The following is a 12283-nucleotide window of genomic DNA, read 5'->3' as shown; positions in this document are numbered from 1 at the left end:
GACACACCCTCCCGCCACCAACCCCCAGAGACCAAAACGCCCGCGCGGGGCGGGCGTTTCAGCGGGATTGGCAAATCGGCTAGCCGATCGTGACCCGGGCGTAGCGCTTCTTGCCGGCCTGAATGACATAGTGCCTGCCGGTGGCGAGCATGGTGTCCTTGGCCGCAACTTCGCCGTCGACCTTCACCCGGCCGTTGTTGAGCATGTCCTTGGCCTGTGCGCTGTTGTTGGCCAGCCCGGCTCGATTGAGCACTGCCGCGATCGGCGCCTGTGCCGCCCCCTCGAAGCCCACCTCGACTTCAGGCAGATCCTCCGGCAGCTCCCCTTCCGCGAGCTGGTTGCCCGCCGAACGGTGCGCATTCGCCGCCGCTTCCGCCCCGTGGTAACGCGTGATCAACTCTCTCGCCAAGGCCATCTTGATGTCGCGCGGGTTGGCCCCCTGTTCGATCTCACGCCGAATCGCCTCGATCTCTTCGTTGGATTTCAGCGACAGCAGCTCGAAGTAGCGCCACATCAGGCCGTCCGGCATCGACACGATCTTGTTGAACATCACGCCAGGGGCATCGTCGACACCAATATAGTTGTTCAACGACTTGGACATCTTCTGCACGCCATCCAACCCTTCGAGCAGCGGCATGGTGATGACGACCTGCGGCTCCTGGCCGAAGTGCTTCTGGATCTCGCGCCCCATCAGCAGGTTGAACTTCTGGTCGGTACCGCCGAGCTCGATGTCCGCCTTCAGTGCAACCGAGTCGTAGCCTTGCACCAGCGGGTAGAGAAACTCGTGAATCGAGATCGACTGACCCGCCCGGTAACGCTTCTCGAAGTCATCGCGCTCGAGCATGCGTGCCACGGTGGATTGTCCGGAGAGCTCGATCATGTCGGCGGCGGACATCTCCCCGAACCACTCCGCATTGAATCGCACTTCGGTCTTGTCGGGATCGAGGATCTTGAAGACCTGCTCCCGATAGGTCTGGGCGTTGGCCTTGACCTCTTCCTCGGTGAGCGGCTTGCGGGTGACGTTCTTGCCGGTGGGATCACCGATCCGGCCGGTGAAGTCCCCGATCAGGAAAATCACCTCGTGGCCAAGATCCTGGAACTGGCGCATCTTGGTCAGCAAGACACTGTGCCCCAGGTGCAGGTCGGGAGCGGTAGGATCGAAGCCTGCCTTGATCCGGAGCTTGCGACCGGATTCGAGCTTTTTTACCAGCTCGTCTTCGATCAGAATCTCCTGCGTACCGCGCTTGATCAATGCCAGCGCTTCGTCGACCTGGGCCATCGTATCCGTCTCCACTACTACGCTATCGAGCTTGAAAGGCGGCAATCTTAGCACGACTCTTTTGAACCCGTTGAACCGCTCCGCGACAGGAGAAAGTAGATGACGCTATTCGTGGGCCTGATGTCCGGCACCAGCCTGGATGGAATCGACGCCGCACTCGTCGAGATCGTCGATGACGTCACCCGGCGCCCGCGTCTGATCGACGCGCTGTGCTTACCCATGAGTGCCGAGCTGAAAGCGGCGCTGCTCGAGTTGACCCAGGCGTCCCAGGTCTCCTTCGCCATGCTGGGCGCCACCGAAAGCGCCTTCTGCGACCACCAGGCCGAAGCCGTGCGCCAGTTGCTGCAGCGCCACGACCTCGAGCCCTCGGCGATTACCGCCATCGGCAGCCACGGCCAGACCATCGAGCACGCCCCCTACGCTGAAACGCCCTTCACTTACCAGCTCGACAATCCCAGCCGCCTGGCCGAGCTGACCGGTTGCCAGGTGGTTGCCGACTTCCGCCGCCGGGACATGGCGGCCGGCGGGCAGGCCGCGCCGCTGGCGCCGATATTCCATCAGGCCCTGTTTTCCGATCCTGTCCGTACTCGACTGGTTCTCAATCTGGGCGGTATCGCCAACCTGACACGGCTCCCCCCGGAGACCTCATCGCTGCCGGTCATCGGCTTCGATACCGGCCCGGCAAATTTGCTGCTTGACGCCTGGCACGCCCGGCACCGGCATGGGCCGATCGACGAATCAGGAAGCTGGGCGGCCAGTGGAAGCATCGATCAATCGTTGCTGACCCGCCTGTTCGAGGAGCCATACTTCGCCGCCCCGCCACCCAAGAGCACGGGACGCGAGCAATTTCACCTAGCCTGGCTGGAAGCGCGACTGCGCGGGAATGAAGCGGCTGCCGATGTCCAGGCGACACTGGCGGAGCTGACCGCGGCCAGCGTCGCAAGGGCCGCGCGCGACTTCATCGTTGCCGACAACACGGATCTGATCGTCTGCGGCGGCGGTGCCCGCAACCGTCACTTGATGAAGCGTCTGGCGACAAATCTACCGGCGGTCTCGATCACCCGCTGCGATGACTTCGGATGGTCGGCCGACTGGCTGGAAGCCGGCGCCTTCGCCTGGCTGGCGTGGCGTCGGATTCACCGGCTGACAGGCAACCTGCCGGAGGTGACCGGCGCCAGCGGCCCTCGCATCCTTGGCGGCATCTACGCGCCTTGAGCCAAGATGCGTCCGTTCACTCATCGTCGACCAGCGAGAACTTCGCGCCATCATCGCTGCTGTCACTGGCGTCCCGGCGTTCGCCATACTTGAGCAGCATGCGCAGGTCGTTGGCCGAATCGGCATGCGCCAGCGCCAGACTCTCGCTGATGTCCCCTCGTCGGAACAGCTCGTAAAGGGCCTGATCGAAGGTCTGCATGCCCTGCTCCCGGGAGCGGCGCATCAGATCTTTCAACTCGGCGACCTCGCCACGACGGATCAGCTCGCTGATCAGAGGAGACTTGAGCAACACCTCGGTCGCCACGCACCGCCCGGCCCCATCCTGACGCGGCAACAATCGCTGAGCGACCACGGCACGCAGATTGAGCGACAGGTCCATCCATACCTGCTCCTGGCGTGATGGCGGAAACAGGCTGAGGATCCGTTCGACCGCCTGATCGGCGCTGTTGGCGTGCAGCGTAGCCAGACAGAGATGTCCGGTTTCAGCAAAGCTGAGCGCCAGCTCCATGGTGTCCCGGCTTCGTATCTCGCCGATCATGATGACATCCGGCGCCTGGCGCAGGGCATTCTTCAGCGCCACCTCGTAGGATTCGGTATCGATCCCCACTTCACGCTGATTGATGATGCCGCGCTGGTGCGGGTGCATGTATTCGATAGGGTCTTCGATACAGATGATATGACCGCCAACCGTACGATTGCGGTGCTGGATCATCGAGGCCAGCGTGGTGGACTTGCCGCTGCCGGTCCCACCCACCACCAGCACCAGTCCACGCCGAATGGAGGCCAATGTCGCCGTCACTTCCGGCAGGCCGAGAGATTCGAGGTCGGGAATGTCGAACGCGATCCGGCGAACGACCATCGCCGGCTGGCTACGCTGGTAGAAGGCACTGATACGGAAGCGCCCCTTGCCGCTGAGGCTGAGGGCGAAATTGGCCTCGTGATCCGCCTCGAAAGCCTCTTGCCGCCCCTGGGGCAAAGCGATGGCCACCAGCTCGCGCACCTGGTCCGGCTGCAGGGGGACATCGCCCAGGGCCACCAGTTTTCCATCCAGCTTCAGGCAGGGCGGCGCCCCGGTAGAGATCAGCAGATCCGAAGCCTGCTTGGCCAGCATGATATCGAGAAGCTGCTCAAACCATTGAGAGGGGGTCATTTCAGGTCCTGGTTTCGGAATCCGAAGTACGAGCTCATTGGTCGAGTCCGGCGCGCGATTTGGCATGCGCTTCCTGACGGGTCACCACGCCGTCGGCCACCAACTGGGAAAGCGCCGCGTCCAGCGTCTGCATCCCCAGGCTGCCGCCGGTCTGAATCGCCGAGTACATCTGGGCAACTTTGCCTTCCCGTATCAGGTTGCGAATCGCCGATGTCGCCACCAGAATTTCGTGAGCCGCCACACGCCCACCGGCCTCACGCTTGAGCAGCGTCTGCGAAATCACCGCCTGCAGCGATTCGGACAGCATCGAGCGCACCATGCCCTTCTCGTCACCGGGAAAGACATCGATGATGCGGTCGATGGTCTTGGCTGCCGACGTGGTGTGCAGGGTGCCGAATACCAGATGGCCAGTCTCGGCGGCCGTCAAGGCGAGCCGAATGGTTTCCAGGTCCCTGAGCTCACCGACCAGGATGACGTCGGGATCTTCGCGCAGGGCCGAGCGCAGGGCCGGGGCGAAGCCCTTGGTATCGCGGTGCACTTCACGCTGATTGATCAGGCAGCGCTTGCTCTCGTGCACGAATTCGATCGGATCCTCGATGGTCAGGATGTGCTCCTGACGGTTGCTGTTGACGTAATCGATCATCGCCGCCAGCGTCGTCGACTTGCCGCTGCCGGTCGGCCCCGTGACCAGCACCAGGCCTCGCGGCAACATCGCGAGACGCCGAAAGACGTCGCCCAACCCGAGGTCGTCGAGCGTCAGCACGCTGCTGGGAATGGTACGAAAGACCGCGCCGGCGCCGCGTCCCTGCGTGAAAACATTGACGCGGAAGCGAGACACGCCGGTGACTTCGAACGAGAAGTCGGTCTCGAGCGTGGCTTCGAAATCCCGGCGCTGACGGTCGTTCATCACATCGTAGATCAGTCGACGCACCTGACTGTCGTCGAGTGCGGGCACATTGAGGCGACGCATGTCGCCATCGACCCGTATCATGGGCGGCAGCCCCGCCGACAAGTGCAGGTCCGAAGCGTCGTGCTTTGCCGAGAACGCCAGCAGTTCGGTAATATCCATGGGTTTTTATTCGATCCCCTGCGTAAGGTCGCCATCCAGTATGCCAGAAGCGTCGGTGTCCGAGTCCCTATCCAGCGCCCGCGAACGTCTCAATGCGGCGCTCTCCGCAGCCGGCCGGCCGCTAGACAGCGCACACCTGCTTGCCGTCAGCAAAACCAAGCCAGCAAATATGCTGCGCCAGGCCTATGCCGCCGGTCAACGCGCCTTCGGCGAGAACTACCTGCAAGAAGCCCTGGAGAAGCAGCAGGCGTTGGCCGACCTCGACGACATCGAGTGGCATTTCATCGGTGCACTACAATCGAACAAGACCCGCGACGTCGCCGAGCATTTCAGTTGGGTGCACGGCATCGATCGCGAGAAGATCGCTCGCCGGCTCTCCGAGCAGCGCCCGCCGGCGCTGGGCCCTATCGATATCTGTCTGCAGCTCAACGTCAGCGGCGAAGCCAGCAAGTCGGGGGTCGACATCGACGACCTGCCGGTGCTCGCCGAGTCGCTGCTGACGCTTCCCAATCTCCGCCTGCGGGGCCTGATGGCGCTACCGGCGCCCAGCGACGACCGAGACCGGCAGCGTCACGCATTCCGCCAGGTCGCCACCGCGCTGGCCGAGCTGCAGCGCCGCTTTCCCGAAGCCCCTCTGGATACCCTGTCGATGGGCATGAGCGGCGACCTGGAGGCCGCCGTCCTGGAGGGGGCCACCATCGTTCGCCTGGGCACCGCCATCTTCGGCAGCCGCCCGCCACTCGGAAGCTGACCCTATCGCTCCTTCTCTGACCGACCCCAAGGACCCAGTCATGACCGACTCGCCCACCGCCAGCCGCATCGTCTTCATCGGCGCCGGCAACATGGCCAGCGCCATCTTCGGCGGGATGCTCGAAGGCGGCTATCCCGCCGATGCCATCGTCGCCACGTCACGCAGTCAGGAAACGTGCGATACCATCGGCCAGCGCTATGGCATTCGCACGATGCAGGATAATCTGGCCGCGGTCGGGGAAGCGGACGTCGTCGTCCTCGCCGTCAAACCGCAAATGATGCGCGACCTCTGCCTGTCGCTGCGGGATAGCGTCCAGTCCCGGCGGCCTCTGATCATTTCGGTGGCGGCCGGCCTCGATGCCGCGACGCTGGACGCCTGGCTGGGGGGCGGTCTCGCCGTGATCCGCTGCATGCCCAATACGCCCTCGCTGGTCGGCGAAGGCGCCAGCGGACTTTATGCCAACGACCGCGTCAGCGACGCCGAACGCCAGCTCGCGACCGACCTGCTGGAACCGGTGGGGCTGGTCGAGTGGGTGGAGGAGGAAGCCCAGATCGAGGCCGTGACCGCCATCTCCGGCAGCGGCCCGGCCTACTTCTTCCTGTTCATGGAGTCGCTGGAGGCAGCCGGTATCGCGCTGGGACTATCGCCCGAGAGTGCGCGCCGACTGGCATTGCAGACCGCCTTCGGCGCCGCCAAGATGGCGCGGGAGAGCGAGTTCGACCCCGCCGAGCTGCGTCGGCGGGTCACCTCCCCCAACGGCACCACCGAGCGCGCGATCAAGACGTTCGAAGAAGCGGGTCTGGCCGAGATCGTGAGCCGCGCGACCCACGCCTGCGCGGACCGCGCCCGTGAGTTGTCGAACGAGCTGGGTCGGAACTGAACGAGCAGGAACGGAATCCATTAGGAGAAAATAATGGGCAGTAATCTTGGAAGCGCCGGCCTGATGCTGGTCAACACGCTGGTCAACATCTACCTGTTTGTGCTGATGCTGCGCTTTTTGCTGCAATTCTCGCAGGCGGACTACTACAACCCGATGAGCCAGGGGATCGTCAAGGCGACCCAGCCGGTGGTCGCGCCGGTCCAGAAGATCCTGCGGCCCGTGGGGCGCATCGACATCGCCACGCTGTTCGTGGGCTTCCTGCTCAAGGTGATCGTGATCACCGCCATCTTCCAGATTGCCGGTTTCGGCATGCCACCGCTGCAGGGCCTGCTGCTGGCGGGTATCGCGGGCGTGCTCAACGCGATTCTCAAGATCTACTTCTTCGCCCTGATCATCATGATCATCCTGAGCTGGGTAGCGCCCCGTGCCAGTCATCCGGGGGCGCTGCTGGTGATGCAGATCGTCGAGCCGATCATGGCCCCGGTGCGCCGCGTGATACCCCCGCTGGGCATGATCGACCTCTCGCCGATCGTGGTCTTCATCGCCATCAATCTGCTCGATAGCGTCGTCGTCGGGTCACTGGCCCGTGCCGCCGGCCTGCCGGGCGCCCTGGTCGGCTTCTGAGCCACGCCGACCGCCTCCGCCGCCGGCCCGAAGGCGGTCCACGCCAGCAACAGGTCGTGGACCGGTGACGAACTGCGGCGGGCGGCGCCCGGGCACTCACCGATGTGAATCGGCCAACTGCCCTCGCTGAACCTGGAGACTATCCCGTTTCATGTCCGCTTCCTTTCCGTCCGACTCCGTCGGGCTGGTCACACCGCAGACCGCCACATTCGAGTCTCCGCTGGCCCTGGCCTGCGGCAAGACCCTCGAAAGCTTCGAGCTGGTCTACGAGACCTACGGCACGCTCAACGCCGAGCGCAGCAATGCGGTCCTGATCTGTCACGCCCTGTCCGGTCATCACCATGCGGCGGGCTTTCACGCCGCCGACGAGCTCAAGCCCGGCTGGTGGGATGCCTACATCGGCCCAGGCAAGGTGATCGATACCGACCGGTTCTTCGTCGTCTCGCTCAACAACCTCGGCGGTTGCCACGGCAGCACCGGCCCCGCCAGCGTCGATCCGCAGACCGGCCGCCAGTGGGGCCCGACATTTCCGGTCATGACGGTGGCGGACTGGGTTCACAGCCAGGCGCGCCTGGCCGATCGGCTCGGCATCGAGCGTTTCGCCGCCGTGGTGGGCGGCAGCCTCGGCGGCATGCAGGCGATGCAGTGGACGATCGCCTATCCGGAGCGCGTCGCCAACGTGGCGGTGATTGCCGCGACCCCGCGCCTGTCGGCGCAGAACATCGCCTTCAACGAAGTCGCCCGCCAGGCGATCCGCTCGGACCCCGATTTCCACGACGGCTGGTACGCCGACCACGGTGCGATTCCCAAGCTGGGCCTGAAACTGGCCCGGATGATCGGTCACATCACCTACCTGTCCGAGCACTCGATGGGCTCGCGCTTCGGCCGCGACCTGCGCAGCGACCAGTTGAATTTCGGCTACGACGTCGAGTTCCAGGTGGAGTCCTACCTGCGCCACCAGGGTGATACCTTCTCGACCCGCTTCGATGCCAACACCTATCTACTGATGACCAAGGCGCTGGACTATTTCGACCCCGCCGGACAGCACGACGGCGACCTGGCCGCCGCGCTGGCACCGGCCGACTGTCCGTTTCTGGTCATCAGCTTCACCACCGACTGGCGCTTCGCCCCGGCCCGCTCGCAGGAACTGGTCAACGCCCTGCTGCGGGCCGGCAAGGCGGTCAGCTACGTCAACGTCGACTCCCCGCACGGGCACGACGCCTTCCTGCTGCCCAACGACCAGTACGAATCGGTCTTCGGCAGCTTCATGCGGCGCATCGATGCACAACTCAACGGAGGGGCGAGCTGATGCGCGCGGATCTCGAACTGATCTACGGCTGGGTACCCGATGACGCCCGTATTCTCGACCTGGGTTGCGGCGACGGTACGCTACTGGCAGCGCTGGCACGCCACAAGAACGTCACCGGCTACGGCCTCGAGATCGACCCGGAAGGCATCTCGGCGTGCCTGACCAAGGGCGTCAACGTGCTCGAGCAGAACCTGGACGACGGCCTGGGCAATTTCGTGGACGATGCCTGCGACCTGGTCATCATGACCCAAGCGCTACAGGTCCTGCGCCGCCCCGACGCCATGCTGGACGAGATGCTGCGGGTGGCCCCGGAGTGCATCATCGCCTTCCCCAACTTCGCCTACTGGAAGCACCGGCTGCATCTGACATTCCGTGGTCGCATGCCGGTTTCGCGCTCTCTCCCCCACGCCTGGTACGACACCCCCAACATCCACCTGTCGACGTTCCGGGACTTCGCCAACCTGTGCCGCGACAAGGGCGTCACCATCGTCGACGAGGCCGTCGGCAGCGCCGAACACGAGGGACACTGGACATCGAGGCTCTGGCCCAACCTGTTCGGCGAGACGGCGATCTTCCGGGTCCGACGTGGGCGCTAACGCGACTCGGCGGCTTGCCAGCGCCGTTCGAGATTCAGCTCCAGGCGGCGATCCAGTATCACCGCCTCGGGCCGTCCCTGCGCCCACGTCACCCGGCAACCGTAGGCCAGCACTTCGACGCCACGCTCGGTGACCGCCTGGAGCGTGCGTGCGTAGGCGGGGTCGAGATGCGCCGCGGGCGTCACGTCGTCGATACCGGTGTGCGCCGCGCAGAACAGCAGCACCCCGCGGTGGCCACGAGCAACCAGCTCGGCCAGCACCTCGAGATGACGGCGTCCGCGCTCGCTGACCGAATCGGGAAAATAGCCGTGCCCGTCGCTCTCCTTGAGCGTCACCTGCTTGACCTCGACGAAGGTGTCGCGCCCCTGCGCCGCTCTCAAGCGGAAATCGAGCCGGGCTCCCTCGACGCTCACCTCTCGCTTGAGCTCGGCGAAACCGGCGAGTTCGGGTACGAGAGCATCGCGCAGCGCCTCCTCGACCAGCGCGTTGGCACGCCCGGTGTGCACCGACACCAGATCGATGCCTCCCTTGCCGTCGGGCAGTTCGATCAGCTCCCAGGTCCAGGACAGCTTGCGGGCGGGATTGGTGCTCGGCGATACCCAGACCCGGCAACCGGGAACGTTGACGGCGCGCATCGAGCCGGTATTCGGACAGTGCGCCACGACCTCGCGGCCATCCTCGAGTTCGATGTCGGCCAGGAAGCGCTTGTAGCGTCTCAACAGCGTGCCAGGAAGAAGAACGGGATAATGCATGAGGTACTAATATCCACAAAGACGAGTGCCTGGAGAGATTCGGTCCGGCAACTCGATAGCCGTGGCATCGCCAACCCGGCGGATGCCAGCCCGATTCCCCGGCTTTCACGAGCCGGGGGTGAGAAAAATAAAGCGCCCATTCGGTTGCAAAGCGGCAACTTTTTCGCTAAATAAGCATGGCTTCGGGCAGTGGCAGACGCTGCCCCGGCCGATACTCGGCCAGATCACACGCGTCACGACACTTGCGTAACGAGGCCGCCCCCATGCCAGTAGCGGAAAAGAAAACGGAAGCGCCCAGTCAATTCACCCCGTACCAGCCGGCGCCGGGTGAAGAGTATATGAATGACAAACAACTTGCGCATTTCCGTGAGATCCTTCTGGGCTGGAAACAGGATCTGATGGAAGAGGTCGACCGTACGGTTCGCCACTTGCAGGAAGAGGCCAACAACTTCGCGGACCCCGCGGATCGCGCCACGCAGGAAGAGGGGTTCAGCCTGGAACTGCGCACCCGCGATCGCGAGCGCAAGCTGCTCAAGAAGATCAACGAAACGATCGAGAAGATCGACGAGGATGACTACGGTTTCTGCGAGGCCTGCGGCGTCGAGATCGGCATTCGTCGCCTCGAAGCCCGCCCCACGGCGACGCTCTGTGTCGACTGCAAGACGCTGGCCGAACTCAAGGAAAAACAGCTCGGCGGCTGAATGACTTCGGTCACCTGGGAACCGCGACGGGCACCTTCATCGGTGCCCGTCTTGCGTTGCGCGCTATCCTGGCGTCATCCGGCGCTGCCATCTTCCACGTCACGAGCCATCTCATGACCACCACCCCGCTACCTGCCTCGGGCTATATCGGCCGTTTCGCGCCCACGCCCTCCGGCCCGCTCCATCTGGGCTCCCTGGTGGCGGCCCTGGGTAGCTGGCTGGATGCCAGAGCAGCCGGCGGCCGCTGGCTGCTGCGCATCGAGGATATCGACCCGCCACGCTGTCCTCCGGGTGCCATCGACCAGATTTATCGCCAGTTGGAAGCGTTCGGGCTGGAATGGGATGGGGAGATCCGCCACCAGAGCGCCCGAGGAGCCGCCTATCAGGCCGCGCTGGACCATCTGGTCGCCGATCGGATGGCCTACCCTTGCGGCTGTTCGCGACGCGAATGGCAGCAGCATGGCCACTACCCGGGCTGGTGCCGCCATGGCTCGCGCCACCCCGAACGCGCCCAGGCATGGCGGCTGCGAACCGACAAGGGCATCCAGCCGGTGTACTGGCAAGACCGCCTGTTCGGGAGCCAATGCCTGGACCCGACTGCCCAGGGCGACGTGGTACTCAAGCGCAAGGATGGTCTCTGGGCCTATCAGCTCGCGGTGGTGGTCGACGATGCGGAACAGGGCATTACCGATGTCGTCCGCGGCTTCGACCTGCTCGACAATACGCCGTGGCAGCGACAGCTGCAGGCCGCCCTGAACTATCCTGAACCACGCTATCTGCATCTGCCGCTGGTCCTCGGCGAGGATGGCCAGAAACTCTCCAAACAGAATCTCGCGGCCGCCATCCCCCACGATGTCACTTCAGCTCGCCCCGTGCTCCATCAGGCGCTGCAACTGCTGGAACTGGCGCCTCCGGCCGCGCTACGCCAAGCGGAGGTGACCACTCAGCTGGCGCACGCCCTCGCGCACTGGTCCCCCGAAACGATGGTCGCCACCCCGGGCCGAAAGCCAGGCTGAGGCCCTTGCCGGCAAGGCCTCCCGTCGCCCTCCGCCTGACATGGAGACTGCCTTGCGATGTCGCCGAGACCGCCCCTCCCTTCGATTGAAGACTATTGTCTAAGCGAAACTCGCGCCGTTTTGCGCCACCCTGTCGCCATTGCAGAGAGGGACGCACCACAATCACGCACGATGCGCTGTAGATGCCCCCTTATGAATCATCCGGTTCCCTCCCATGCCGGCGGCCATAGGGCGAGCCGTTCGGGAGAAAATTACAAGCAGCTGATTTTATTTAAAAAAACAAGGAGTGGCACAGTAAGTGCAATAACTAAGACAAGAAAAACAACAGCGGGTGCCGATCCAACCCAACAACAACAGGGATCGGAATGGCCCCACTGCCGACAACAACGACAACACGGCACTCAAACTAGGAAGGCAGATCGCCACCGGCCCATAACAACAACACAGGCCCAGAGCGAACGAGGACACGAACAACAACAATCGTCCTCGAGCCGACGCAAAATCAGGACGCGACGCTCTTCATCAACGAGGCAACAACAACAAGCTTCCTCGTGATCTGGAGACTTCCCGGAACAACGACAACAACCGGGAAAGGGCATTGCCTGTCGTGGTTGGATTATTGTTTTGAATACGAGGTGGTCGCTACACACAGCATGGCTGATAACGACAAGCCAGTGACTGCAAGCTCGTTCAGCGACTGTGGTGCGTATTCAAGGCGATGCGCCATCACGAACAAGAAGAAGCGGCATGGACGTTGCGAAGCATTCTTGCAAGGGGAGGCCCACCGGGTCTCCCCTTTTACTATTCTCACCTCAAGGTTCCCATCGACCTCGTTCGTTTGACCGAAAGCTGAGCTGGCGGCGAATATCGCTACGATCACACCCCTCCGGCCACAACTCGATCCGTGCGTTGTCTTCTGCGTCCCCTCATCCCGCCATTGC

The 12283-nt window shown here is 63.8% G+C and carries 12 protein-coding genes; 8 read left to right on the top strand and 4 right to left on the bottom strand.

All coding sequences use genetic code 11. From position 1 onward, the window contains the following. Positions 1 to 79 precede the first annotated feature (79 nt). Positions 80 to 1279: a tyrosine--tRNA ligase gene (gene tyrS / locus DOM56_RS03935; protein ID WP_110707549.1), complete on the bottom strand. Its 1200-nt coding sequence runs from the start codon at positions 1277 to 1279 to the stop codon at positions 80 to 82. Positions 1280 to 1378: 99 nt separating this feature from the next. Here tyrS and DOM56_RS03930 point away from each other — a divergent pair, with 99 nt between their 5' ends. Then, entirely contained in the window at positions 1379 to 2494 is a 1116-nt protein-coding gene (locus DOM56_RS03930; protein ID WP_110707548.1) for an anhydro-N-acetylmuramic acid kinase, read from the top strand. Between the two features lie 16 nt (positions 2495 to 2510). On the opposite strand, the gene DOM56_RS03925 is transcribed toward DOM56_RS03930, so the two are convergent. Then, positions 2511 to 3644 (bottom strand): PilT/PilU family type 4a pilus ATPase, encoded by a 1134-nt coding sequence (locus DOM56_RS03925; RefSeq protein ID WP_110707547.1) that lies wholly within the window; start codon positions 3642 to 3644, stop codon positions 2511 to 2513. A 34-nt stretch (positions 3645 to 3678) separates the two neighbouring features. After that, positions 3679 to 4713: a type IV pilus twitching motility protein PilT gene (locus DOM56_RS03920; protein ID WP_110707546.1), complete on the bottom strand. Its 1035-nt coding sequence runs from the start codon at positions 4711 to 4713 to the stop codon at positions 3679 to 3681. A gap of 40 nt (positions 4714 to 4753) precedes the next feature. Here DOM56_RS03920 and DOM56_RS03915 point away from each other — a divergent pair, with 40 nt between their 5' ends. From DOM56_RS03915 to metW, 5 genes are all read left to right on the top strand, one after another. After that, positions 4754 to 5464: a YggS family pyridoxal phosphate-dependent enzyme gene (locus DOM56_RS03915; protein ID WP_110707545.1), complete on the top strand. Its 711-nt coding sequence runs from the start codon at positions 4754 to 4756 to the stop codon at positions 5462 to 5464. A 40-nt stretch (positions 5465 to 5504) separates the two neighbouring features. Next, positions 5505 to 6344 (top strand): pyrroline-5-carboxylate reductase, encoded by an 840-nt coding sequence (proC, locus tag DOM56_RS03910; RefSeq protein ID WP_110707544.1) that lies wholly within the window; start codon positions 5505 to 5507, stop codon positions 6342 to 6344. A gap of 33 nt (positions 6345 to 6377) precedes the next feature. Next, on the top strand, positions 6378 to 6968 hold the full coding sequence (locus DOM56_RS03905) for a YggT family protein (protein WP_110601313.1): 591 nt from the start codon (positions 6378 to 6380) through the stop codon (positions 6966 to 6968). A 151-nt stretch (positions 6969 to 7119) separates the two neighbouring features. Next, positions 7120 to 8277: a homoserine O-acetyltransferase gene (locus DOM56_RS03900; protein WP_110707543.1), complete on the top strand. Its 1158-nt coding sequence runs from the start codon at positions 7120 to 7122 to the stop codon at positions 8275 to 8277. After that, positions 8277 to 8873: a methionine biosynthesis protein MetW gene (gene metW / locus DOM56_RS03895; RefSeq protein ID WP_110707542.1), complete on the top strand. Its 597-nt coding sequence runs from the start codon at positions 8277 to 8279 to the stop codon at positions 8871 to 8873. Before DOM56_RS03900 ends, metW begins: the two co-directional genes overlap by 1 nt. Here the strand turns inward: metW and sfsA are convergent. Then, the gene (gene sfsA / locus DOM56_RS03890) at positions 8870 to 9625 is read right to left on the bottom strand and encodes a DNA/RNA nuclease SfsA (RefSeq protein WP_110707541.1); all 756 of its coding nucleotides are present in this window, start codon (positions 9623 to 9625) and stop codon (positions 8870 to 8872) included. The two genes, metW and sfsA, sit on opposite strands and share 4 nt — an antisense overlap. A 263-nt stretch (positions 9626 to 9888) precedes the next feature. Here sfsA and dksA point away from each other — a divergent pair, with 263 nt between their 5' ends. Both dksA and gluQRS read left to right on the top strand, forming a co-directional pair. After that, positions 9889 to 10326: an RNA polymerase-binding protein DksA gene (gene dksA / locus DOM56_RS03885; RefSeq protein WP_110601320.1), complete on the top strand. Its 438-nt coding sequence runs from the start codon at positions 9889 to 9891 to the stop codon at positions 10324 to 10326. A gap of 113 nt (positions 10327 to 10439) precedes the next feature. Continuing rightward, the gene (gene gluQRS, locus DOM56_RS03880) at positions 10440 to 11342 is read left to right on the top strand and encodes a tRNA glutamyl-Q(34) synthetase GluQRS (RefSeq protein WP_110707540.1); all 903 of its coding nucleotides are present in this window, start codon (positions 10440 to 10442) and stop codon (positions 11340 to 11342) included. The last annotated feature ends 941 nt before the right edge of the window (positions 11343 to 12283 follow it).

The sequence above is a fragment of the Salinicola sp. CR57 genome (genome assembly GCF_003206585.1).
Lineage (GTDB): Bacteria > Pseudomonadota > Gammaproteobacteria > Pseudomonadales > Halomonadaceae > Salinicola > Salinicola lusitanus.
This window is presented reverse-complemented; position numbering and strand designations above follow the sequence as displayed.